This is a genomic window from Paenibacillus sp. Paensp38 (genome assembly GCF_059491915.1).
The window spans coordinates 3,201,513-3,226,283 of sequence record NZ_CP168516.1 but is presented as its reverse complement, the minus strand read 5'-3'; the positions used below and the strand labels follow the sequence as shown (position 1 = coordinate 3,226,283).

Annotated in this window: 24 protein-coding genes and 2 tRNA genes; 22 read left to right on the top strand and 4 right to left on the bottom strand. The window is 45.8% G+C overall.

All coding sequences use genetic code 11. The annotated features are described in order from the left end of the window. Window position 1: 1 nt before the first annotated feature. From pstB (ACEN8J_RS14045) to ACEN8J_RS14030, 4 genes are all read left to right on the top strand, one after another. The gene (pstB, locus tag ACEN8J_RS14045) at window positions 2-844 is read left to right on the top strand and encodes a phosphate ABC transporter ATP-binding protein PstB (RefSeq protein ID WP_039269891.1); all 843 of its coding nucleotides are present in this window, start codon (window positions 2-4) and stop codon (window positions 842-844) included. 287 nt (window positions 845-1,131) lie between these two features. After that, on the top strand, window positions 1,132-2,421 hold the full coding sequence (gene pelA, locus ACEN8J_RS14040; RefSeq protein WP_495593592.1) for a pectate lyase: 1,290 nt from the start codon (window positions 1,132-1,134) through the stop codon (window positions 2,419-2,421). 134 nt (window positions 2,422-2,555) lie between these two features. Continuing rightward, complete coding sequence (locus ACEN8J_RS14035; protein WP_029516620.1) at window positions 2,556-3,074, top strand: acyl-CoA thioesterase; 519 nt, start codon at window positions 2,556-2,558, stop codon at window positions 3,072-3,074. Then, window positions 3,071-3,469 (top strand): FxsA family protein, encoded by a 399-nt coding sequence (locus tag ACEN8J_RS14030; RefSeq protein ID WP_013309596.1) that lies wholly within the window; start codon window positions 3,071-3,073, stop codon window positions 3,467-3,469. The genes ACEN8J_RS14035 and ACEN8J_RS14030 overlap by 4 nt, the downstream gene beginning before the upstream one ends. A gap of 29 nt (window positions 3,470-3,498) precedes the next feature. On the opposite strand, the gene ytvI is transcribed toward ACEN8J_RS14030, so the two are convergent. Continuing rightward, window positions 3,499-4,617 (bottom strand): sporulation integral membrane protein YtvI, encoded by a 1,119-nt coding sequence (gene ytvI, locus ACEN8J_RS14025; protein ID WP_069011200.1) that lies wholly within the window; start codon window positions 4,615-4,617, stop codon window positions 3,499-3,501. A gap of 345 nt (window positions 4,618-4,962) precedes the next feature. On the opposite strand from ytvI, the gene citZ reads away from it, so the two are divergent. The 15 genes from citZ to ACEN8J_RS13950 all read left to right on the top strand — a co-directional run bounded on the left by citZ (window position 4,963) and on the right by ACEN8J_RS13950 (window position 21,750). Further along, window positions 4,963-6,075, top strand: a complete 1,113-nt coding sequence (gene citZ / locus ACEN8J_RS14020) for a citrate synthase (protein WP_029516623.1) — start codon at window positions 4,963-4,965, stop codon at window positions 6,073-6,075. 151 nt (window positions 6,076-6,226) lie between these two features. Continuing rightward, the gene (icd, locus tag ACEN8J_RS14015) at window positions 6,227-7,522 is read left to right on the top strand and encodes an NADP-dependent isocitrate dehydrogenase (RefSeq protein WP_029516624.1); all 1,296 of its coding nucleotides are present in this window, start codon (window positions 6,227-6,229) and stop codon (window positions 7,520-7,522) included. 16 nt (window positions 7,523-7,538) lie between these two features. After that, window positions 7,539-8,480: a malate dehydrogenase gene (gene mdh / locus ACEN8J_RS14010; protein WP_028542892.1), complete on the top strand. Its 942-nt coding sequence runs from the start codon at window positions 7,539-7,541 to the stop codon at window positions 8,478-8,480. A 314-nt stretch (window positions 8,481-8,794) separates the two neighbouring features. Beyond that, complete coding sequence (locus tag ACEN8J_RS14005; RefSeq protein WP_495593591.1) at window positions 8,795-9,211, top strand: hypothetical protein; 417 nt, start codon at window positions 8,795-8,797, stop codon at window positions 9,209-9,211. Between the two features lie 213 nt (window positions 9,212-9,424). Further along, complete coding sequence (locus ACEN8J_RS14000) at window positions 9,425-10,294, top strand: SDR family oxidoreductase (protein ID WP_029516625.1); 870 nt, start codon at window positions 9,425-9,427, stop codon at window positions 10,292-10,294. A 119-nt stretch (window positions 10,295-10,413) separates the two neighbouring features. Continuing rightward, on the top strand, window positions 10,414-12,216 hold the full coding sequence (gene pnpS / locus ACEN8J_RS13995) for a two-component system histidine kinase PnpS (RefSeq protein ID WP_029516626.1): 1,803 nt from the start codon (window positions 10,414-10,416) through the stop codon (window positions 12,214-12,216). 128 nt (window positions 12,217-12,344) lie between these two features. Next, the gene (locus tag ACEN8J_RS13990) at window positions 12,345-13,076 is read left to right on the top strand and encodes a response regulator transcription factor (RefSeq protein WP_013309604.1); all 732 of its coding nucleotides are present in this window, start codon (window positions 12,345-12,347) and stop codon (window positions 13,074-13,076) included. Window positions 13,077-13,235: 159 nt separating this feature from the next. Further along, a complete protein-coding gene (locus ACEN8J_RS13985) occupies window positions 13,236-14,360 on the top strand; it encodes a methyl-accepting chemotaxis protein (RefSeq protein WP_029516627.1) in 1,125 nt (374 codons plus the stop codon). A 127-nt stretch (window positions 14,361-14,487) separates the two neighbouring features. Continuing rightward, window positions 14,488-15,246, top strand: coding sequence for a phosphate ABC transporter ATP-binding protein PstB (gene pstB, locus ACEN8J_RS13980; RefSeq protein WP_061828674.1), 759 nt, complete (start codon window positions 14,488-14,490; stop codon window positions 15,244-15,246). 39 nt (window positions 15,247-15,285) lie between these two features. Continuing rightward, window positions 15,286-15,945 (top strand): phosphate signaling complex protein PhoU, encoded by a 660-nt coding sequence (phoU, locus tag ACEN8J_RS13975; protein ID WP_025721993.1) that lies wholly within the window; start codon window positions 15,286-15,288, stop codon window positions 15,943-15,945. A gap of 177 nt (window positions 15,946-16,122) precedes the next feature. Further along, the gene (gene polA, locus ACEN8J_RS13970; RefSeq protein ID WP_318626765.1) at window positions 16,123-18,777 is read left to right on the top strand and encodes a DNA polymerase I; all 2,655 of its coding nucleotides are present in this window, start codon (window positions 16,123-16,125) and stop codon (window positions 18,775-18,777) included. Window positions 18,778-18,848: 71 nt separating this feature from the next. Then, window positions 18,849-19,679 (top strand): DNA-formamidopyrimidine glycosylase, encoded by an 831-nt coding sequence (gene mutM / locus ACEN8J_RS13965; protein ID WP_029516630.1) that lies wholly within the window; start codon window positions 18,849-18,851, stop codon window positions 19,677-19,679. A 111-nt stretch (window positions 19,680-19,790) separates the two neighbouring features. Then, the gene (locus tag ACEN8J_RS13960; RefSeq protein WP_029516631.1) at window positions 19,791-20,582 is read left to right on the top strand and encodes an MntP/YtaF family protein; all 792 of its coding nucleotides are present in this window, start codon (window positions 19,791-19,793) and stop codon (window positions 20,580-20,582) included. An 11-nt stretch (window positions 20,583-20,593) separates the two neighbouring features. Further along, window positions 20,594-21,190, top strand: a complete 597-nt coding sequence (gene coaE / locus ACEN8J_RS13955) for a dephospho-CoA kinase (protein WP_341039166.1) — start codon at window positions 20,594-20,596, stop codon at window positions 21,188-21,190. After that, window positions 21,187-21,750 carry a lytic transglycosylase domain-containing protein gene (locus tag ACEN8J_RS13950; protein ID WP_029516633.1) on the top strand — a complete coding sequence of 188 codons (564 nt, stop codon included), beginning with the start codon at window positions 21,187-21,189 and terminating at the stop codon, window positions 21,748-21,750. The genes coaE and ACEN8J_RS13950 overlap by 4 nt, the downstream gene beginning before the upstream one ends. Before the next feature lie 116 nt (window positions 21,751-21,866). On the opposite strand, the gene ACEN8J_RS13945 is transcribed toward ACEN8J_RS13950, so the two are convergent. Continuing rightward, window positions 21,867-22,091, bottom strand: a complete 225-nt coding sequence (locus ACEN8J_RS13945) for an alpha/beta-type small acid-soluble spore protein (RefSeq protein WP_025685069.1) — start codon at window positions 22,089-22,091, stop codon at window positions 21,867-21,869. Window positions 22,092-22,196: 105 nt separating this feature from the next. Between ACEN8J_RS13945 and nrdR the strand changes: the two genes are divergently transcribed. From nrdR to ACEN8J_RS13930, 3 genes are all read left to right on the top strand, one after another. Further along, window positions 22,197-22,664 carry a transcriptional regulator NrdR gene (gene nrdR / locus ACEN8J_RS13940; RefSeq protein WP_013309614.1) on the top strand — a complete coding sequence of 156 codons (468 nt, stop codon included), beginning with the start codon at window positions 22,197-22,199 and terminating at the stop codon, window positions 22,662-22,664. A 129-nt stretch (window positions 22,665-22,793) separates the two neighbouring features. Further along, a tRNA-Ala gene (locus ACEN8J_RS13935) sits at window positions 22,794-22,869 on the top strand. A 12-nt stretch (window positions 22,870-22,881) separates the two neighbouring features. Continuing rightward, window positions 22,882-22,954: transfer RNA gene (locus ACEN8J_RS13930), tRNA-Lys, on the top strand. 157 nt (window positions 22,955-23,111) lie between these two features. On the opposite strand, the gene ACEN8J_RS13925 is transcribed toward ACEN8J_RS13930, so the two are convergent. Continuing rightward, complete coding sequence (locus tag ACEN8J_RS13925) at window positions 23,112-24,116, bottom strand: alpha/beta hydrolase family protein (RefSeq protein WP_069011194.1); 1,005 nt, start codon at window positions 24,114-24,116, stop codon at window positions 23,112-23,114. Further along, window positions 24,113-24,763, bottom strand: coding sequence for a GNAT family N-acetyltransferase (locus tag ACEN8J_RS13920; RefSeq protein ID WP_495593590.1), 651 nt, complete (start codon window positions 24,761-24,763; stop codon window positions 24,113-24,115). The genes ACEN8J_RS13925 and ACEN8J_RS13920 overlap by 4 nt, the downstream gene beginning before the upstream one ends. Between the last annotated feature and the right edge of the window lie 8 nt (window positions 24,764-24,771).

Sequence of the window (24,771 nt, the reverse complement as noted above, 5' to 3'; positions counted from 1 at the left end):
AATGGAACATGTGATTACGCGAACGGCAAAAACCGCCGCACCAGCAACATCCGTTCAGTCTACGCGTTCGGAACAGCTTGTGGGACAACCGCCGCATCCGTTCAGTACTGAGGATTTGAGTATTTATTATGGTAGCTTTGAGGCTGTGAAAAAAGTGAATCTAGCCTTTCCCGAGCAGACAGTGACTGCCCTGATCGGGCCTTCCGGCTGCGGTAAATCGACCTTTTTGCGCTCCCTTAATCGGATGAATGATGAGATTGCATCTTCCTCTACAACGGGACACATCTGGATGGATGGACAGGATTTGACGGCACCGGAAACGGACGTGATCAAGCTGCGTCAGCAAATTGGCATGGTGTGGCAGCGTCCCAACCCTTTTTACAAATCCATTTACAATAATATCGCCTTCGGTCCCAAATACCGTGGGGTGCGCAAGAAGAAACAGCTTGATGAAATCGTCGAAAGCAGCCTGCGTAAAGCAGCATTATGGGATGAGGTCAAGGATCGCCTTCACGACTCCGCTCTAGCGCTGTCTGGCGGGCAACAGCAGCGGCTTTGCATTGCACGTGCTCTATCCGTTCAACCGAAAATTCTGTTACTTGACGAGCCAGCTTCAGCGCTGGACCCTGTGTCTACAGGCAAGGTAGAAGAGCTTATTACCGAATTGAAAAAAGAATTGCGCATCGTTATTGTGACGCACAATATGCAGCAGGCTGCACGAATTTCCGATTATACTGCTTATTTTTATATCGGAAGTCTGGTTGAACATGGGAAAACGAACGATATTTTCACGAATCCTGAAAATGAGCTGACTCAGGAGTACATCATGGGTCGATTTGGTTAAGCGATGTTGCTCATCGACCTACTTTATATTAGCTTTACGTAAAATCCTCTTACTAATCCGGCATTAGTAAGAGGATTTTTATTGTTTTCAAAGTTTTTTAACTTTTTTAATCTATTAGTAAATTAAAATATATTGATCGTTTGGATATATTTTCATATAATACAACTAACTATTTATCATGCATAAATAGTGGTTCAGTCCCTCTCACTATCCAAAAGAATCCTCAGCAAGAATGTATAGGTTAAACTGAACGCAATGACCCAACTTAAAATAAGGGAGAGGTTCAAATGAAGAAGAAGATGTGTCCAACTGTAAAGATGATAGCGCTTTCAAGTTTGGTGATTACAGTAACGTCAGGGCTCCTAAGTCCCTCATGGGCTGCGGCACAGGAGATTGTGCCGGCTACATATGATTCAGTACGTGAATCGGCTACTGCTTCTTATGAGCTTACCACAGATTCAGCTGTGGGACGGGACGTTTATGGTGACGATGTAAATTCAGGTGTGTTGGATCGTGAGCAATTATTTGGGCTGTCGGCTGTGGCGAAGCCAACCGCTGTTGTCAATACAGACAGCATCCTAAACAGGATGCGCGATTTCAGTAAGTTTTCTACGGGGAATACATCCAAGGATACTACACTTGCCTTAAATATTGTATCCTGGCAATTGCCACATGGCGGATTCTTCAAAGCTATGGAAAAGAATTATAAATCCAAATGGGATGGCAAAGCTGCACGCTCCACATGGAAGAGCAAGGATGGTGTTGAACTCGGAACGTTCGATAACGAGGCGACGACAACCGAGATTCGCTTTTTGGCGGATGTATACAAAAAAAACAAAAATAAAGACATTAAGATCAGTGTACAAAAAGCAGTTGACTTCGTACTAACTTCTCAATATTCCTCCGGTGGCTGGCCTCAAGTATACCCTAAACGTGGTAATTATTCCGATGCTGTAACTTATAATGATGATGCAATGGTCAGAGTTATGGTTTTGGCTGACGATATCGTGAACAAGAAGCAGCCGTTTGATAGCGATATTCTGGATAACTCTTACCGCTCCAGACTTCAGCAAGCGCTAAACAAAGGTATCCAGTACACAATTAAATCTCAAATTGTAAATAATGGTACACCAACAATCTGGGGTGCACAGCACGATCCGGCTACTTATGCATCTGTTGAAGCCCGGGCATTTGAGTTACCTTCCAAAACAACTACGGAATCAGTAGGCATTACTGCTTTTCTCATGTCCCAGCCGCAAACCGCTGAAGTGAAAAAAGCGGCTCAAAGTGCTTTGAAATGGTTTGACGCGAACCGAATCGACGGTATGAAATACAATCGTCAAGGTCCGGAGTTTTTCCAAAAGGACGCATCGAGTGTAATGTGGTATCGGTTCTATAATGTGGAAGACAATAAATACTTCTTTTCAGACCGGGATGGCAAAAAGTATACCGACATCATGAAAATTAGTGAGGAAAGACGACTCGGTTACGCCTGGGCGGGAAGCCAAGCTAAGAGCTTGCTTAAGCTGGCTTCGGATAGCGGATATTATAAACTGTCCAAGCCGTTGCCACAATAATAAAGGCATTATTATATATGATTTGCGAGGGAGGACCGGTCGGTCTGCCCTCTTTTTGTTCCCGGGCTGTAAATATGGTTTAATGGAGAGAGGGCAAAATAGAGATAAAGATGCACAAAGATAGGAGAGCTTGTATGACTCAAGAGGAGAAACAAACGGAATTACGCTGGTATGGCGCACCGCTACGTGTCCGTTATCAGGAAAGCGACCAGATGGGGGTCGTATATCATGCAAATTATTTGAACTGGTTTGAGATCGGGCGTACCGAAATGATCCGACAGACGGGTTTTAACTATCGGAGCATGGAGGAACGTGGAGTTTTACTGCCAGTTATTGAAATCAATGCGAAATATGCGAGTCCTGCTCGATATGATGATTTAATTACCGTTTATACCGCAATTACCGACTTCTCCAGACTGCGTCTAAACTATATCTATGAGGTTCGGCGGGTAACGGATGATGAGCATCAAAGGTATCTGGGAAAGGTATGGACCCAGGCAGACACGCTGCCGGGAGAGCTGCTCGTCACTGGGATGACACGTCACGTATGGGTGAACACCGAATGGAAGCCCGTTCGACTGGACCAGGCGCTACCTGAGCTGTACACTGCATTAAGGTTTGCTTTTACAGGCGGGGAGGGACAGAAGTCATGATGATGCGTAAACGTCTGTGGCTGTTGCTGCTGCTCATTCCTTTGGCGGAGCTATACGGGTTTATATGGGTAAGTCACTGGATTGGAGCAGGCAAAACGATTTTACTCATCATTCTGACGACGCTAATCGGGGCTGCCATGATGCAATTTGAAGGTCGTAAGGTGATTGCCGATGCGAAAAATGAAATGAATCGGGGACAAATGCCCGGCCGTAAAATGCTGGATGGATTATGTGTCTTTTTTGGTGGGAGTTTGCTGCTTATCCCCGGATTTTTAACAGATATTATTGGTTTTACGTTGGTGTTCCCTTTAACACGAGCGTTGTACCGACGTTTTTTATTAAAGTGGCTGGAGAAAAAAATGAAAAACGGCAGTATTACGTTTCGGCGGTTTTGACGTGAGCTGCCGTTTTTCCTATCCATGATCTAGCGGACTCTTCCTGCGAGAATATAATTGCGCAAGTCCTGAATGACATTCGCACGATTCAGTGCATCAACGACAATGAGTGATACAGGTCCGATAATGAGTCCTAAAACGCCAAATAGCTTGAGCCCGATGAACATACCGATAAGGGTGGGAAGCGGGTTTAAGCCCACGCTGCTGGCCAGCACCTTAGGCTCCACGATCTGTCGTCCAATCAACAGGATGATATAAAGGATCGACAATCCTACCCCTAGCGCCAAATTACCAGACATATACGCATACAGTATCCACGGAATCATCACAATGCCAACCCCCAAATAAGGTAGCAAGTCCACCAGCCCGATCATTAAACCGATGGTAAAGGCGGATTCCACACGCAATATGAACAGCCCAACAATGACCGTTAATGCCGTAATGGAGATGATAATAAACTGTGCACGCAAATAGCCGTACAGTGCTTTACGTAGATCGTGCCATATATCCGACAATGGCTTGCGAATCGTATCAGGAACCGTGTTTGCGAGCATCCGACTATGTCGGTCCCAATCCTTACTAATAAAAAAAGCTGCTAATACAATAACCATTAGAACTGCTCCCATATTAGGCAGAGAGGTCAGCAAGTTCAAAACCCCATTAAAAAATTGAGCGACTAGCGTAGTGACAGCCGAACTGACGGTTTGAGTTGTTTTATCAATATTACTGTTAATGGTGTGTTGGTAATCCGGATTATCCCGGATGAAATGGTTAATTTCAATAATTACATTTTGAATCAAATCGCTTTGTGTCCAATCGATAAACAGGCTTTTAAAACGCTCAATATGCCCGTCAAAAGTCATGGCTAACTTTATAACTTCTCGAACCATGCGGGTGATTGCTGCAGACAGGATAATTGCAATTCCACCTAAATATACAAATAATGAGACCGTGACAGCCGTCCAACGTGGCATACGGGCTTTGTTACGCAGAAAACCAACCAATGGATTCATGGCATAAGCCACAAGCCAGGCGAATAGGAAAGGATAGACGAGAGGGAAAAGCACATATATGCCCAATAACAGAGCTACAATCACGATTGCCACCCATAGAGCACGAAATATGCGATTCAGGATTAACCGGCTCAAGCTCTCACGACTCCTTTCTTTTACAATAGTATTTCATAAAATAAATGCTCTACTATACATATGCGGGAAAGGGGGGAGACAAGACCTGTGTAAAAAAGTGCAAATGAATCAATATTTTTTGTAAGGGGTTTCAAAAATTTATTTATGGAAGCGATAAAACATTTGAATGTGTTGGAATAGCCCTCAATGTTCACATAAACGACAAAATCCAGTATAGTGAAAGAAGGTTTAAATATTGACATATGGCGTTAACATTACTCGGCTATTTAAAAGGCATATCTTACTTTTGAAAATGTTTACATTGCAAGTCCGTTCACAATGTTTTTACAAAGGAGAGATGTAACGATGACAGCGACTAAAGGTCTGGAAGGGATCGTAGCGACCACTTCCTCCATAAGCTCTATCGTAGATGGCGTTCTCACGTACCGGGGTTATAACATTGATGATTTGGCTGTTAACGCCGATTTTGAAGAGGTAGCTTATTTGTTGTGGTTTGGGAAATTACCTGATAAAGAGCAATTGCAGGAGCTTCGCAACCAGTTAAGCGAATACGCTGCTATTCCGGATGAAATTGTTACTCAATTAAAGTTATATCCGAAAGATTTGAGCACGATGGCTGCCTTGAGATCAGCCGTATCGTCTCTCGCTTTGTATGACCCAGAGGCGGATGATATGTCGAGAGAGTCTAATGTGACCAAAACCGTCAAGCTTCAGGCGCAATTGCCTACCATTGTGGCAGCTATAGCACGTATACGCGAGGGCTTGGAGCCGATTGCGCCTAAAAAAGGTATTTCTATCGCTGAAAACTTTTTGTATCAGCTGACTGGCAAGGATCCAGAGGAGACGGCTATTAAAGCGTTCAATCAGGCTCTCGTGCTGCACGCCGATCATGAATTAAATGCCTCTACCTTTGCTGCGCGTGTAACGGTAGCCACATTGTCGGATATTTATTCCGGAATCACGTCTGCTATTGGAGCTTTAAAAGGACCACTGCATGGCGGGGCCAATGAGGCTGTGGCCAAAACGCTGGAGGAGATTGGTGGTTTGGATCAGTTGGACTCCTATATCCAGGCGAAACTGGATAATCGCGAAAAAATTATGGGCTTTGGACACCGAGTCTATAAAAACGGTGATCCGCGTGCCAAGCACTTGCACAAAATGTCCCGCGAGCTGGGGGAAATGAACGGCGACACAACGTTGTTTGATATGTCAGTTCGAATTGAGGAAATTGTAACAGGACAAAAAGGCTTGAAGCCCAATGTGGATTTTTATTCTGCCTCTGTGTATACCCAACTGGGTATCAAGAGAGACCTGTTTACACCTATTTTTGCTATGAGTCGTGTATCCGGTTGGACAGCGCACATTTTAGAGCAGTATGAAAATAATCGCCTGATTCGTCCTCGCGCCGAATATACAGGTCCAATGGATCAAAAATACGTATCACCAGAGTTGCGCTAATCCCTTGTCGAAGGAAGATTGAGGTTGTATACCCTGAATTTAAAAAATAAGGTACAATAGAGGGGACGACGAAAGATGTACGTTTTTGTCTGTGATAAAGATCATGTCTTTCGTCCTGTACCCATTTATATCTGAGGAGGAAAAGGAACTTATGGCGAAATTTGAAAAGTTTGAGCTCCCAACTGAAGGCGAAAAAATTACGATTGATAACGGTCAACTACAGGTTCCGAACCATCCGGTAATTCCGTTTATCGAAGGTGACGGCACGGGTCGCGATATCTGGAAAGCCTCCAAGCGCGTACTGGACGCAGCTGTAGAAAAAGCATATAACGGCAGCAAAAAGATTGCCTGGTATGAAGTATTCGCTGGTGAGAAAGCTTTCAATACATACGGCGAATGGCTCCCTAACGATACTTTGGAAGCCATCCGTGAGTATATTGTAGCCATTAAAGGTCCACTTACGACACCTATTGGCGGTGGTATCCGTTCGTTGAATGTGGCATTGCGTCAGGAACTGGATTTATACGTATGTCTGCGTCCTGTTCGTTATTTTAACGGTGTTCCTTCTCCAGTGAAACGTCCTGAATTGGTAGATATGGTTATTTTCCGTGAGAACACAGAAGATATTTACGCGGGGATCGAGTATGCTGAAGGGTCCGAAGACGTGAAAAAGGTTATTCAGTTCCTTCAGCAAGAGCTGGGTGTGAACAAAATCCGTTTCCCTGAAACCTCTGGTATTGGCATTAAGCCAGTTTCTTCCGAGGGTTCAAAGCGTCTGGTACGGGCAGCCATTCAGTATGCAGTTGACCACGGACGCAAGAGTGTAACGCTTGTACACAAAGGTAACATTATGAAATTTACCGAGGGTGCCTTCAAAAACTGGGGTTATGAAGTGGCTGAGGAAGAATTTGCAGATAAAGTATTTACTTGGGCCCAATATGACGTAATCAAGGAAAAAGACGGTGAGGATGCGGCTAATGCAGCTCAAAAAGCAGCTGAAGATGCAGGCAAAATCATTATCAAGGATGCGATTGCTGATATCGCACTTCAGCAAGTACTGACTCGTCCTTCTGAATTTGATGTGATTGCTACGCTCAACCTGAACGGGGACTATCTGTCCGATGCTCTTGCTGCCCAAGTTGGTGGAATTGGTATTGCGCCAGGTGCGAACATTAACTATGTAACAGGGCATGCTATCTTTGAAGCTACACATGGTACAGCACCAAAATACGCCGACAAAGATGTAGTGAACCCTGGTTCCGTCATTCTGTCGGGCGTAATGTTGCTTGAACACTTGGGTTGGAAAGAAGCGGCTGACCTGATTTACAAAGGGCTGGAGACGTCCATTAATAAGAAGATTGTAACTTATGACTTTGCTCGTCTGATGGATGGTGCTACACAAGTGAAATGCTCCGAGTTCGCAGATACCATTATTAGTAACCTGTAAGGAAGGGGAATACCACTTGTCCATTCAACGTAAAAAAATATCCATTGTTGGCGCCGGTTTTACCGGTGCCACTACCGCATTGCTGCTGGCTCAAAAGGAGCTAGGTGATATCGTACTGATCGATATTCCGCAACTAGAGAATCCGACCAAAGGCAAGGCGCTTGATATTTTGGAGGCCGGTCCGGTACAGGGATTTGACAGTCAGATCACGGGCACTTCCAATTACGAGGATGCAGCTAACTCAGATATCGTCATTATTACAGCTGGGATTGCACGCAAGCCGGGTATGAGCCGTGATGATTTGGTAAATACGAACGCAGGAATTGTAAAATCCGTTTGTGAGAACGTGAAGAAGTATGCGCCAGATTCTATTGTTATTATTCTGAGCAATCCGGTAGATGCTATGACCTATACTGCCTACCAAACGCTGGGTTTCCCGAAAAATCGGGTTATTGGCCAATCCGGTGTGCTGGATACAGCGCGATATTGTACCTTTATTGCACAAGAGCTTAACGTTTCCGTCGAAGACGTGCGCGGCTTCGTTATGGGGGGCCACGGTGATGATATGGTGCCCCTGGTACGCTATTCCAGTGTTGGGGGTATACCTATCGAAACTCTGATTTCGCAGGAACGTATCGAAGCGATCGTACAACGTACACGCGGCGGTGGCGGAGAGATCGTCAACCTGTTGGGTAATGGTAGCGCATATTATGCTCCGGCAGCTTCGCTTGCACAGATGACGGAAGCGATTGTAAAAGACAAAAAACGGATTATCCCAGTCATCGCCTATCTGGAGGGAGAGTACGGCTATCAGGATTTATTCCTTGGCGTACCGACACTTCTTGGTGGCAATGGCATCGAAAAAGTGTTCGAGTTGGAATTGACAGCCGAAGAAAAAGCAGCGCTCGATCAATCCGCGGAGTCGGTCCGCAGTGTGATTAAAATAGTTACCGTTTAGATTCAATTTTCTACTAAAACGGTGACTATTACCTGAAGAGGTGTCCCTAAGCCATAGTCATGGCCGCGGGACACCTCTTTTACTCATAAACAGAATATAGGGAATCTATTCGTTTTCTTCCTTATTCCTTTGCTTTGACTCACTTCCCCGGTATAATAGAGTTCATATGCATTGATAGTTACATGAGGACTTTGCAAAATCCTGACATAGAAAAGCATGTCCCAAAACACTGAAAAGATGGTAGACATTCGTTGGAATATGATCGTTCTATGGAAAAAAAGTTTGTAAGAAAACAAAGAAGTGGAGGTTGTAAAATGTTTTTTATTCACATTATTGGATCACTGTCGATGGGTTTTTATTTATTGCTCCCCTTCGTGGTGGGCAAAATCGACAAATTGGCTCCTAGCGTGCAGGAAGGAACGATATCGGCTGTTCAGCTATTGAACCGTTTGGCTCAATTTGCGCTGATCTTAGTGCTTGTTAGCGGTATCTATATGATTTTTCCCTGGGGTTCTTATTCGGTAGCATGGATTGTTGTCGTTTTGCTGTTGTTTCTCGCCATTTCTGGTATTGCGGGAGCCATGGGTAAGCCGTTACGGCTGTCTCTGGAAGCGATTCGTAGCCAACAGCCTATTACGCAATATGCTGGCAAAATGCGAATGTTCAGTACGCTGCTTGCTGTCTTCCTGATTTTAATTACGTTTTTAATGGTATACAGCCATATTATTTAATTATGCATTTAGTGAGAGTCTATAATCGAATGATGACAAATGCTAAATTGAAAAACGGTCTGTGCTGAATAAGCATAGGCCGTTTTTTTTGCGCTCAAATCACTACATTGTTCTTTTTTCGTTTAACGAATAACTTTGTGTGGTAATTCAGGAGTAGAGTGGATGCAAATGTTGCATCCTAAAAAATATCTGATTTTGAAGGGAGAATGTACAATGTCTAAAAGTAATCAACCTCAGCAAACTTTGCCCCCACAGCATCAGGACCAGCAACCGGGGATTGAGTCCAAAATGTCGCCTGCACCCCAATTTGAAAAACCAACTTACAAAGCCGCTGGCAAGCTAACAGGTAAAGTTGCACTTATTACTGGTGGGGACAGTGGAATTGGTCGGGCTGTAGCTGTCACGTATGCCAAAGAAGGTGCGGACGTAGCCATCATCTACTTGAATGAGCATAAGGATGCGGAAGAAACAAAACGTCAGGTGGAACAGGAGGGACGCAAATGCGTGTTGATTCCTGGCGATATCGGAGATGATCAATTTGCCAAAAAAGCGGTTCAACAGACAGTTAACGAACTGGGCAAGCTCGACATCGTTGTGAACAATGCAGCGGAGCAGCATCCACAGCAAAAGCTGGAGGATATCACCAAAGAACAGTTAGAGCGCACGTTCCGAACGAATATTTTCGGTATGTTCTTCTTGACGCAAGCAGCATTGCCGCATTTGAAGAAAGGGAGCACGATCGTCAACACCACATCGATTACCGCGTATGCTGGGAACAAGACACTCATTGATTATTCATCGACCAAAGGGGCAATCACATCCTTTACACGTTCCCTTTCACTCAATTTGGCGGATCAAGGCATTCGGGTGAACGCTGTAGCACCAGGGCCGATCTGGACACCGTTAATCCCGTCTACATTTGATGCCAAGACGGTCAGCGAGTTTGGAGGAGCGCAGCCAATGAAGCGTCCGGGTCAGCCGGAAGAATTGGCGCCAGCCTATGTGTACCTTGCTTCAGATGATTCTTCTTATGTAAGCGGACAGGTTATTCATATCAATGGCGGTGAAGTTATAAACGGATAAAAGGACAAGGAAAAGGTTAGGGCTGTGTTATGCCCTAGCCTTTTTTCTTTTCACAGTGGAACATAATGAAGGTAGCCTGTAGAATGAGACTTAACTTACATAAAGGATGGGCATATTTTATGAAATCGTTTCGTTTCAGGCTTACCCTGATCATGCTGATTTTGATTGGCGTATCTGTCCTTGCTGCTGGAATCACGATGGGACAAATTTTTAAAAATTCGAATATGAAGGTGCTAGAGGAGAACATGGGACGGGAGATCGACCTGCTTCGAGCTACATTCCCTTTTGTTAATGCAGATGCCCTGTCCAGCACGGATTATGTCTCTTATTATTCTCAAAAGGCGAAAGAAATTGCTCGTCTGACGGAATCGCGGGTGACCTTCATTCGCAAGGACGGGACGGTGGTTGGAGATTCGTTAAGCGATCCGCGTAAGATGGAAAATCACGCATCTCGTGAAGAAATTCAGCAAGCTTCAACAGAGAAGATTGGACGCACGATTCGTTACAGCGAAACCTTGCAGCGGAACATGCTATACGTTGCAGAGCCTGTTGTATCGGATAAGGGTTTTGACGGATATATCCGTTTGTCCATGAGTCTGAAAGCGGTGGAGGAGGGAGTGCAGCGCGGCTGGACGGCCATCGGGATTGGTCTAGTGTTGCTGTTTATTGCTGCTGGACTGGTGAGCTATCGTATTGCTCGCAGTCTCACCTCGCCCATTGAACATATTACTGGGGTAGCCAACCGTATATCAGGACTGGATTATGACGCAAGGGTTGGTGTGCAGCGCCGGGACGAGGTAGGGCAACTGGGTGAAGCCATTAATCGTATGGCTGATAGTCTCCAAAACCAAATGAAAACGATACGTGACAATGAGGATCTGCTCCAGAGTGTCATGAGTAATATGACAGGCGGAATTCTAATGATTGATGCAAATGAGTGTATTGCGCTTGTAAACCGTGAGTCTGAGCGAATGCTTGGTGTCGTGGGTAAACGGGTGACAGACAAGCCGTATCATGAGCTGAAGAAGCATTATGAGCTCACAAAGCTAATTGAGGGCAGTATACAAAGCCGAGAAAGGCTGCATGGTGAGGTTCATTTGTACAATCCCGAGGAGAGACTCGTGTTGCTGGACGGTGTTCCGATGTATGAGGATGAGGGCGGATACCGGGGGATGCTGTTCCTTTTACAGGATATTACGGCTATTCGACGGTTGGAAAATATGCGGAGCGAATTTGTGGCTAACGTTTCTCATGAGCTAAAAACGCCGATTGCCGCAGTCAAGGGTTTTGCCGAGACCTTGCTCGGTGGCGGGGTTAAAGATGAGGAGACGGCCCGTTCATTTTTGCAAATTATATATGATGAAAGCGAACGATTGAATCGGTTGATCGGTGATATTCTGGAGCTGTCCAAAATCGAGTCCAAGCGTTCCCCTCTGGAATGCTCGCCGGTGCACGTTTCGTCGTTCATAGAATCATTGCTGGAAAAACTGAACAATGTAGCTGCCAAAAAAAGAATTTCACTACACATGGATATCCCGGATGAGCTGTTTATGGAGGCAGATGAAGATAAGCTTCAGCAGATTTTCCTGAACCTTTTGTCTAATGGCATCAACTATACACTTGATGGTGGCAAGGTAAAGATTAAGGTTCTAACGATACAGCGGGAGAATGACACCGAAAAGGTCGTATTTACAGTCAGTGATACAGGTATTGGAATTCCGAAGAAGGACCTGCCACGTATCTTTGAGCGCTTTTACCGGGTGGACAAAGGTCGCTCGCGTAACTCTGGCGGAACGGGGCTGGGATTGTCGATCGTCAAACACTTGGTCGATTTGCATCATGGCACCCTTTCGGTGGAAAGTGAGCTTGGATTGGGTACCACATTTACAGTTGAATTACCGCTATTGCAACAGGAAGAATGAACTAGACCATTTTTTACATTCTGTTAACAATGCCGTGATAAAATAAACGGGTGTCGCATGAGTATGGAAAAAGTTTCAGGATTTTGACCAATGCGCCTTTAACAGGTAAACAGGAGATGAAGTTATTTATGGGACAACGCTTACTGGTTATTGAGGATGAACCAACGCTTGCCAGATTGCTATCCTACAATTTGATACAAGAAGGCTTCGAAGTGGATACGGAGGATCATGGCAGTGCCGGGTTTGAGAAAGCCTCCAGAGAGTCCTACGATTTGATCCTGCTGGATTTGATGCTGCCGGGAATGAACGGACTGGACATTCTGAGCAGACTTCGCCATCAGGGGCTGACGACGCCTATTATTATCTTAACGGCCAAAAACGGTGAAGCCGAGGTTGTCCAAGGGCTGAAGTCGGGTGCGGATGATTACATCACGAAGCCTTTTGGCGTTTCTGAGCTGTTGGCCCGCGTGACGGCTGTGCTGCGAAGAACTTCCGGTGGGGATGAAGGAGTGTTGTCTGATCAGAAAGATAGCTCCAAAATTCAATTGGGCGAGCTGGAGATTTACCCTGAAAAATATGAAGTCATTCTTGGAGGTCAGTCCATCAGCCTCAGACCCAAGGAATTTGAGGTGCTTCTTTATTTGTCCCGCAAGCCGGGTGTGGTCCTGACCCGGGATGATCTGATGAATGCTGTTTGGGGTTTTGACTATATTGGCGGGCAACGGACCGTGGATGTGCACGTCAGCTCCTTACGTAAAAAGCTGGAGCTTGATCCCGACTCGGTTCATATCGATTCGATCCGTGGAGTGGGGTACAAGCTGGTTGTAAATAAAAAAAGAAGCGCTTCTCATTTATTATAAATGAGGAGCGTTTTTCTTTATTCAGCGCAGTGTCCGGGGACCTTTGTGTCCATTTTGTGATTTTACATTTCATTAACAAAACTAGACGCTAGAATCAACAAATGACCGATATGATGTTCCCGTCACTCCAAGTAGTTAAAAAAAGGGGACTTCAGAACGATGATAACGGAACCAAAGACCCAGCCGAGCTCCACTGCCGTGATTGAACGTGAAGCATACAAGTCGATTACTACCTATGTGCCATGCCGGGAGGTTCCGATCATTGGTACGGATATGTCTTGTAAAGAACTGTTAGCCCTTATGAAAACACAGGAAGATATTCCTTGTGTCATTGTTGTGGATAAAAATGATCTTCCATTGGGCATTATTATGAGAGATGCGTACAATCGCCATTTTACGGGCAGATTTGCTGCGGCGTTGTTCTATGACAAGCCTGCGGCCCTATTTGCCGACCCCGATACATTAATTGTGGATCTGAAAAGCCAGGCATCGGACATTGTGGAACTGGCGATGCTGCGCGAAGATCAGCGTTTTTACGACTGTGTGTTGATTAAGGAAGGAACACGGTTACTCGGTGTACTCACGATTCGTGATATCCTGTCCGTCGTGCAGCGAATGCAAAGAGAAGCGGACGAAGAGCGGGGAGATGTGATTCGGCATAGCTATGACGGAGTCCAGCGTATTCAGCTGACTGTGCTGGATGCAGCTAAAGAGGCCGATGACAGTGTGCGGCTAACCCGCTCAATGAGTGAATTATCCCGTCGTGGCAAAGTAGAACTGGAGGATGTTTTGCTCTCCTATCGTGCGGTTACGGAGCAAATGAAACGCCAGCATGAGCAAATGACGGCGTTGACGCAATCGCTGAATGACATTGCGGGCATGGCTTCATCCATTCGTGCACTGGCAGATCACAGTGGATTGCTGGCGATCAACGCGTCCATTGAAGCGGCACATGCTGGCGAACATGGACGAGGCTTCCAGATTGTGTCTCAGGAGGTGCGGAATATGTCACTCCAGACGAAAGCTTTTTCCACACAGATTACAGGCTTACTCACCCATATCGAGCAAATGCTGCGTGACACCGCTGAACTGACGGATACGAGTATGCAGCAGATTCATACAGGCTCTCAATATATATCTGCCGGAACACAAACTTTTGCCAAACTACTGCAGGCTGTCGATGAAATTGAAGCTAAAAACAGTGAAATGTCCCGTTCCGCAGAGGAAGCAGCTTTGAATGCAGCCGAAATTGCGCAGGAGCTTGAGCTCATGCTAAGTTCTTGATCATTTTACATAACGTTAACAAATCCACCACACTAAATTTACACACAGCTTATATAATCTTCATATTGTGCAAATCAGGTGCAATGCTTGAGGATCATAACTGCAACACGAAGGAGATCATAAATCCATGAATGATTCCGTAATCCGGATTGATAAGCTGAATTTATATTATGAGAAATTTCACGCGCTGAAACATATAAACCTCGATATTCCTGAAAAAACGGTAACTGCCTTTATCGGCCCGTCCGGCTGCGGCAAATCGACCCTGCTGCGTACGCTAAACCGGATGAATGACATGATACCGGGAACACGTATTGAAGGCACCGTGAGTATCGCAGGTCAGGATATATACGGCGATACTATGGAAGTAGAAACTCTGCGTAAGCAGGTGGGAATGGTTTTTCAACAGCCTAACCCATTTCCCAAATCGATTTATGATAACGTGGCCTATGGCCCGCGTCTGCATGGAATTCGGCAAAAGGACAAGTTGGACGAATTGGTCGAGCAAAGCCTGCGGCAAGCGGCACTCTGGGAAGAGGTCAAGGACTTTCTGAAGCGTTCTGCTCTGAGCTTGTCCGGTGGACAACAGCAACGGTTGTGCATTGCCCGGGCGCTTGCTGTGCAGCCAGATATTTTGCTTATGGACGAGGCGACATCTGCGCTGGATCCAATCTCCACGATGAAAATTGAAGAACTGGTTCAGGAATTGCGAGACACGTATACCATTGTCATGGTGACGCATAACATGCATCAGGCAGCGCGTGTGTCCGGTCGAACTGCGTTCTTTTTGAATGGTGTTGTGGTGGAAGCGGCGGATACACAGACGATGTTTTCCACGCCGCAAGATTCACGTACGGAAGATTATATTTCAGGGCGATTTGGCTAAAGCCTACCAGATGAATATGCCAGAAGGGGTGACTTCGAAATGATACGTAGAAAAGGTTTTGATGAAGGGTTAGATGAACTGAGAGCCGTACTGCGCGAAATGGGTGCACACGTTTCGAAGGCGCTCGATCAGGCCATTGAATGTTTGCAGACCAAAAATACAGAATTGGCTCAGCAGGTGGTCAAAAATGATGCATCCCTCAATACGCTGGAAGAGAATATTCTTGATATGGGTTCCAAGCTCATTATTACCCAGCAGCCGGTAGCGAAGGATTTGCGCCGGATCATTGTTGCATTTAAAATTTCCAGTGATCTGGAACGAATGGGCGATTTGGCGCTTGATATTGCCAAGGTGACACTTCGCTTGGAAGGGCAGCAGATCATTAAGCCGCTGGTGGATATTCCGCACATGGCTTCCATTGTTAAAGAAATGATAGATGATGCGATCAAATCCTATTTGGATGAAAACACAGATCTGGCCTACAAAATGGCCAAAGAGGATGATCGTGTGGATTCCATGTATAGCCACATGATCAGCGATCTGTACGCCTTTATGGTAGAAAAGCCGGCAGAGGCTTCACAAGCTATGCTGCAGTTGCTTGTAGGACGATACATTGAACGAATTGGTGACCATGCTACGAATATCGGTGAAAGCACTGTATATCTCGTGACAGGGGAGAGACCAGATTTGAACCAGTAGAGCTTTCAGGTATATAGCGGTTGTTTCTGACCCAGACTTGTCTTTGAGCAAAAGGCAAATTTGGTTAGGAAGCAGCCGTTTTTTTCTGAAAAAGGAGTCTTGTATGTTAAGATAGGAAGAGGAATGCGTAAAACGTAAGAACGTTACGAATGCATTGATGAACTTGCGAGGTGCTAAATGGATAAACTCATGCTTATAGATGGTAACAGTATCATTTACCGGGCGTTTTTTGCTATGCCACCGTTAACGAATTCGAGCGGGCAACAGACGAACGCGGTATACGGATTTACGACGATGTTATTGCGGCTCTTAGAGGAGCACAAACCAACACATATGCTGGTTGCCTTCGATGCCGGTAAAATAACGTTTCGCCATAAGGGATACGAGGATTACAAAGGTGGACGGGAGAAAACCCCGCCAGAGCTGTCCCAGCAATTTCCGTTGCTGAAAGAGCTATTGACCGCTTTCGGCATTGCCCAGTTTGAATTGGATGGCTATGAGGCGGACGATATTATAGGGACCCTGTCCAAGACAGCGGACGAAGCCGGCTTCAATGTGCTGGTCGTGACCGGGGACAAGGATATGCTTCAATTGGCTTCAGACCATGTCACAGTCGGCTTGACTCGCAAAGGGGTTACTGAGGTGGAGACGTATGGACCTGAGCAAATTCAGGAACGATATGGGCTGAAGCCGCTGCAAATTATTGATCTTAAGGGCCTGATGGGCGATACGTCGGACAATATTCCTGGTATTCCCGGCGTAGGTGAAAAAACAGCGCTCAAGCTGCTGCATCAATACGGTTCAGTCGAAGAAGTGCTGGCGCACACGAATGAGCTGAAGGGCAAAATGAAAGAACGCGTTGAGACACATGCTGACGATGCGCGAATGAGCAAAGATTTGGCGACCATTTATCGGGACGTAACGTTGGACAAGCAGCTGGAAGATGTGGCCTTCGGCGGGCTGCAAGCAGAAACAGCCGGGCCAGCTCTGGCGAAGCTGGAGTTCAAGTCCTTGCTGGAACGTTTATCTTTTTCAGGTGAGGTTGGCAGTACTGGGGTAGACGTAGAGGAAGCCGCGGCTGACGTAACAGTGCTGGATGAGCAGCGGATTAGCGAATTGGTAGAAGTGTTGGATCATGTGGATGTGCTGCATGTTGAGACGCATGGCGATAATCCGCATCATGCTGACATCGTAGGTCTGATATTTGCCGCAACGGGACAGCAGTTTTTTATGACACTGGATGTACTGCAAAGCGATACAGCTACACCTATTCGCGAATGGCTTGCTGACCCTGAACGCAAAAAACGCGGTCATGATCTGCATCGTACGGATTTGGCTTTACACTGGCATGGAATTGAGTTTGCAGGTGCCGAGTTTGATGTGCAATTGGCAGGATACTTGCTGGACCCAACTGATGCAAACCAGACATTGAGCGGATTGGCAGCCAAATATGGCTTGTCTTCGATCCGTCCTGACGAAGAAGTGTTCGGCAAAGGAGCTAAATATAAAGTTCCTGACGTGGATGTACTGTCTGATCATGTGGCGCGTAAGGCAGCGGTGATTGAAGCTTTGGTGCCTGTGCAGCAGGCTGAGTTGGAGAAAACGGAAATGCACAAGCTGTTTCATGAGCTGGAGATGCCGTTGTCCCGCATTTTGGCGGATATGGAGAAGCAGGGCATTTTGGTGAACGTAGAAGAACTGCGTGCTTTGGGTAAAGAATTTGAAGCCCAGATCGCAACGTTGGTGAACGAGATCTACAGCATTGCCGGAGTAGAGTTCAATCTGAATTCGCCTAAGCAGTTGGGTGAGATTTTGTTTGATAAACTGGGTTTACCTGTCATTAAAAAGACGAAAACGGGGTACTCGACCGATGCGGAGGTACTGGAAAAGCTGGCCCCCTATCATGATATTGTACAAAACATTTTGCAGTACCGTACCATTGCCAAACTCCAATCGACGTATGTTGAAGGATTGCTTAAAGAAATTTCGGAGAAAACGGGTAAGGTGCATACGTATTTCCGGCAGACGGTTGCAGCAACTGGACGCTTGAGTAGTCAATTTCCGAATTTGCAAAACATTCCGATTCGTCTTGAAGAAGGTCGCAAAATCCGCAAAGTATTTGTTCCGTCCGAACCGGGCTGGTCTATTTTGGCGGCAGACTACTCACAGATTGAGCTGCGGGTGCTGGCTGATATTTCGGATGATGAACGTTTGAAGGAAGCCTTTGTCCACGATATGGACATTCACACCAAGACCGCATCCGATGTGTTCGGTGTAGCAGCGGAAGATGTGGACTCCAATATGCGGCGTTCTGCGAAGGCAGTCAACTTTGGGATTGTCTACGGGATCAGTGATTATGGTCTGTCACAAAATTTGAATATTACGCGGAAGGAAGCGGCTCGCTTTATCGACCAGTATTTTGATGTGTTCCAAGGCGTTCGCCGTTACATGGATGATATTGTGAAGGATGCGAAGCGGGACGGCTACGTAAAAACGCTGTTGGAACGCAGACGCTATTTGCCGGAGATTAACGCCAGCAATTTCAACCTGCGTTCATTCGCCGAGCGTACAGCGATGAATACGCCGATTCAAGGCACCGCAGCCGATATTATCAAGTTGGCGATGGTACAGATGGATAAAGCGCTACGTGAACGTAATCTTCGTAGCAGAATGCTGCTCCAAGTACATGATGAGCTTGTATTCGAGGTTCCGCCTGAGGAAATGGAAACGATGAAAGAGCTTGTCCCGGCTACCATGGAAGCTGCATTAAAGCTGGCTGTGCCGCTCAAAGCCGAAGTAAGCTATGGCAGCAATTGGTATGAGGCCAAATAAGATATTTCAATGAGTAGATAGTCCCAATTTGACGCTGCTTCCGTTATAATATAGGGTGAGGTGAAGACATCATGCCGGAATTACCGGAAGTAGAAACCATTAAACGAACGCTAAACGAGCTTATCGTTGATAAACATATAGATCATGTCACTGTGAATCTGCCGCGGATCATTCAACGGCCCGATGATATCCACGCTTTTGCCATGGAATTGGCTGATCACCGGATTACAGGGGTGGAGAGACGCGGAAAGTTTCTGCGGATTTTGCTGGACGGGCTGGTGCTGGTCTCCCATCTTCGAATGGAAGGGCGATATGGATTATATTCACAACATGATCCTGTGGAAAAGCATACCCATGTCATCTTTCATTTTAAAGATGGTACGGAGCTGCGTTATCAGGATGTGCGCCAGTTTGGCACGATGCACTTATTTCCAGCAGGACAGGATTTGCTGGAAAAGCCGCTGAACAAACTTGGCCTGGAACCGATGGACGAGGCCTTTACACCAGAAATGCTGCGTGCCGCTGTTGGAACTCGTTCGACTTCGATCAAGGCAGCGCTGTTAAACCAGTCATATGTGGTGGGCATCGGGAATATCTATGTAGATGAATCGTTGTTTAAGGCGGGGATTCATCCAGCACAGCCAGCCAAAAGCCTAACGGATAGCCAATTTCATGTCTTGCATGAGGCGATTGTCTCCACGCTAGGTGCGTCCATTCAGGTTGGAGGCTCGTCCATTAAATCGTTCGTGAATGGACAGGGCAAAGCGGGCGACTTCCAGCATCAATTGCAAATCTATGGACGTAACGCGAAGCCTTGCATCAACTGTGGTACATTGATCGAAAAATCTGTTGTAGCCGGACGGGGCACACATCATTGTCCGGTCTGCCAGCCTCTGCGCTAAACAGGCGCAGTCACCCCAAGCCCATCCCTCTCATATATTGTTCCAAGTACCAATACTGCGGAGGATTTCGGTTGTTATAAGACCCTGCCTTCGCAATGGGAGGGAATTGGAGTGGCTAATCATTGGGGAGCCCTGCTGTTACTGGCATTTGCGCTAAGTTTGGACAGTTTCGGAGTCGGTGTTACATATGGTCTGCGCAAAATGAAAATTCCACTGTTGTCGATTGCTATCATCTCCGTATGTTCAGGTTTGGTGATCGGCATATCCATGCAATTGGGCGCATTACTATCTCGTGTCCTGTCTCCTGTATATACGACCGTTTTCGGTGCTGTCATCCTGATCTGTATTGGCTGTTACTCTTTGATTCAAGCTCTGCACCGCAAAGAGGATTTGCCAGAGGATTCAGTGGAGCCCTCTCGGGGTCTGCTTCTTACAAAACAGACTGATCCAGCGAGCAGATCTGTTCTTGGGGAGAAGGAGGGTATGGAGAATGCTGATACCGAGTCTTTCCCCAGCTCAAGAAAAGATCTGTCGGCAGAAGCTTCTGTGGAGCAGCAGGAACGAACAGTATTTTCTCTGGAGTTTCGCAAATGGGGGCTTGTTATTCGGATTCTTCGAAGCCCGTCTGCTGCGGATATGGACCGTTCCGGCAGTATATCTGCTACCGAAGCGGTTTGGCTGGGTATTGCATTATCGGTCGATGCGTTCGGAGCGGGACTCGGGGCAGCTATGCTTGGTTTTCAACCACTGTCTACTGCGCTGGCTATTACGTTATTCAGTGGAACATTTTTGATTGCAGGGATGAAGGCAGGTTTCTTTCTATCAGCATTTCGATTTATGAAGGCGCTGGGTGTATTGCCGGCATTATTACTGATTATGATGGGCATATTGAAGCTGTTATGAGGTGAAAGAGCATGAATATCGGATTAACCGGAGGTATTGCTACCGGAAAAAGCACCGTGTCGGCTCTTTTGGTCGCCAAAGGTGCGCTGCTGATCGACGCAGATGCCATTGCCCGGGAAGTGATGCTTCCGGGGCATCCGGTGTTGGCGGCGGTCATACAGCATTTTGGACAAGCTATAGTGAACAGTGACGGAACTCTGCATCGCAAAAAGCTGGGAGAGATTGTATTCGGAGACCCTGCCCAGCGGCAGGCACTTAACGAGATTACACATCCTGCTATTCGTGAGGAAATGCGTATGCGCATGGAAGCATTCGAACGGGAACAGCCGAACAAGCTTGTTTTGGCAGATATTCCGTTACTGTACGAGTCGGGGCTTGAGAGCTTGTACGAGGAAATTATGGTTGTGTACGTACCACGTGATATTCAGCTCCAGCGTCTGGTGCTCAGAGACGGTCTGACGGAGGAGCAAGCTGGACTTCGGCTGTCCGCACAAATGGATATTGAGCAAAAGAAAAGCTTGGCCGATATCGTTATTGATAATAGCGGAACACAGACTGAGACGAAGCGACAAATTGATCAATTTTGGCAGCGGAAGGGACTTGCATGAATATTTTGCGAAAGAAAAGAGTCCTGCTCATTTTGTTTGTCGGGTTTGTCCTGATTCTATTCCTTAATTCAAATTGGATGTCCTGGTTCTATCCAATTCAATATAAGGATGAGATTCGGCAGTATTCACAGACGTATGAAGTAGACCCATTTTTGGTGGCGTCTATTATCCGTGTAGAAACCAATTTTAAAACCAGCAAGCAGTCACATAAGGGGGCGCTAGGGCTGATGCAGATTATGCCGAATACGGCAAATTGGATTATGGACAGCGCCCAGATTCAAAAGGTTCCGCTGGACAGTGTCAAGCACGAGCCTGGCACCAATATTGAGCTGGGAACCTGGTATTTGCATAACCTATCCATAAAGTTTCAGGATAATCCTGTAGCAATCGTAGCTGCTTACAATGCAGGGCCGGGTAAAGTTCAAGAGTGGCTGGATAAGGGAGTGTGGGATGGAAAAGAAGAGTCCATCAAGCAAATCCCTTTTGGTGAAACACGACATTATGTACAGCGGGTCATTTATTACTACAGGCAATACACGAAAATTTATAATGATTTTTAAATCCAAGTTAATGACATGATGAGCTTTTCGCTTTAAAATGAAAAAAGCGTTGGACAGGCTGTTTTTACCAGCCCATCCAGACACTTTTTCTTGTTATTTTTGCATTATTACCGCGATTATTGGTATTGACCTGCCAATTGTTGTTCGGCGATCGTTACGAGGCGTTTTGTGATGTAGCCCCCGATCGAACCGTTCTCATAGGAAGTCATATTACCTTGGTATCCATCTTGAGGAATGCTGATACCCAACTCTTGAGCGATTTCAAATTTCATTTGCTCCAGAGCGCCGGAGGATCTGCTGACTACCAGATTGTTGGAGTTGCCATTGTTTCCTTGTGCCATTGTTGTTCACCTCCTCGCGATATGGTAAACATATTATGATCTGTTTTGACAAAATTATTACTAAAAGTCTTCGGGAATTTATTGGAAAAAGAAAGTGGTGAGATTATGAAATGTCCGTATTGTGCCTACAATGGCACGAAAGTGCTGGATTCGCGACCTGCGAATGATAACAAGTCCATCCGTCGCCGCCGTGAATGTGAGCAGTGTGCCAGGCGTTTTACCACCTTTGAAATGGTGGAGGAAACCCCTCTCATGGTCATCAAAAAAGACGGCAGCCGTGAAGAGTTTAGTCGTGATAAAATGCTGCGCGGTCTCATTCGAGCCTGCGAGAAGCGTCCAGTATCCGTCGAGCAACTGGATATGATCGTATCCCAGGTGGAGAACGCTATCCGCAACACAGCAGCCACAGAAGTGGATAGCCAGCAGATTGGTGAGCTGGTCATGGAACAGCTTTACCCAGTGGATGAAGTCGCCTACGTACGTTTTGCGTCCGTCTATCGTCAGTTTAAAGACATCAATATGTTTATGAAGGAACTGAAAACACTGTTATCTAAAGATACAGCCAGCGACTGATCGCTGACTGTATCTTTTCTGGGCCATGAAGGGAGAAAATTATATTTTTTTATAAAAGTATTGACACAGGGTTAAATATTTTATATGATATAGAAGTCGCTTGAAACGTTGATAAAACTTGCTTATGATGGGGCCTTAGCTCAGCTGGGAGAGCGCATCGCTGGCAGCGATGAGGTCAGGGGTTCGATCCCCCTAGGCTCCACCAAACTTTTATTATGGACTCTTAGCTCAGTTGGTAGAGCAGTTGACTCTTAATCAATTGGTCCAGGGTTCGAGTCCCTGAGAGTCCATCCTTTTAGAAAAACGGCAGAGATGCCGTTTTTTTGTTGTTTATAGATCTATTCCCAGTCTAACCGAGAACAGTTATGAGTTGAATGAGCGCGTAACTGAATGCACAGAAAACAGATCCTAGCATATTCAAAAGAAGTTTGGAAAAAACATCATTGTTTAACGCTCACTTACATAATTGGCAAGGATTTCGAGATACTCGTCATTCACCAATTTTCTTGGGGCGAATACGGCTGTTAAAAAAGTTAGAGATTTTGAACGCGCGATTTTTTCATCCATCATGGAGTGGTCGGCTTCAGGTAAATGAATCACGGACAGCAGTTCTGGAGGTATCTTCTGGCGATAGACTCGCTCGGTATCCTTTGCATCAACATTAATATCTTTTCCAGCCAGAACCAAGAGTACAGGAGAATGGAAGTGACTTAATTCTTCGGTGGAATCAGACAGAAAATTTTTGCGTATAAAGCTCCATCTTTCTTTGGAAATCATATCGTCAGGATCGGCTATGCTTAGATATTCTTCATAAGAAGCCTGTCTTTTCAGTAACTGTAGAATCTCTTGATCGTAGTTCAATGTCTTTTGAATTTCTTGCGGAGTAACTCCTTCTCGCTCCAGTTCTTTTCTGGTATTAAATTGTCCTTGGGAAATCCAGTTCACGGCAGGCGATACAAGGATGCTGAATGCTATATCATGCTCCTCTTTAACGATCTTCGGAATGACCCATCCTGCTTGACTGGCTCCCCATAGGCCGATTTTTTGCTTATCAATCATAGGTAAGCTTCTTGCCCAGTCTATTGCATATCGGATCTCCTGTGCGCGGTCCTCCATGCTTTGGGCGAGCCAGTTGCCAGGAGCGCTGTTAATACCGGGCTTATTCAGTGACAAGGATGCATAACCCTTGGAAGCGAACTTTTCCCACAGTGGTTTGTATCCATCATCATAGGTGTCATTAATAGGACCATCCCCATGGACAAAAATAACCAATCCAATCTTTCCCGAGTAGTTTTTAGGCAAAGTTAATGTACCTGTTAACAGCCCTTTAGGTGTCGTGATTTGTATTTTTTCTTCTGTCATCTTGTAGGAATTTTGATATAGAACAATGAGTACCGAGACAGCAGCCAGAGCTGCCGCAATACCAAAAGTAAGCTTGAGTGTTTTTTTCAATGATGCTCTCTCCTCGAATGCAGGTTCTCTTTCCAACTCATCAGATGCCATACAGGCTCCTTGAACCAAAAATGCCGTAACCCATTATATTTGGATTGTTTTACTTCAAACGCCAGTTGGTGATACAAACGGATAGCCCCTTGGTTCTTATGCGCTACGTGAAGCGTCAATGCATGAAAACCAGATTCAACCGAAAATTGCTGTGCGAAAGCTACAAGATGGCGTCCTATTCCCTGATTACGATGACTTGAACGAATCGCCAAATGATCAATGTAACACTCATTTGCAGCAGGGGTATACTCTAGCGCATGCATACCTGCCAAAAATTTAAATACATTGAAACAACCAAACTGTTTTAGGAGCGGAGTCAAAGAAATGGGGTTTGTTTCAGGAAGTGAAGAGTAGGAGGGTTTCCATTTAAGGGAAAGAACACCGATAACTTCTTCGTTTTCTTTGGCTACAAATTGTTTCATAGATGTAGAATAAGGATTTTGAACCCAAACCTGCATTAACAACTGCTGTATAGCTTGATCCTCTAGTGTAACAAGAGATTGGAATTTTGCTTTAAACGATTCGACTAAAAGACTGCAAACAGCTTCATGGTCTTGTTTTTGGTATGCAACAATGTCAAAAGATTTTGCACTCATGTAACACC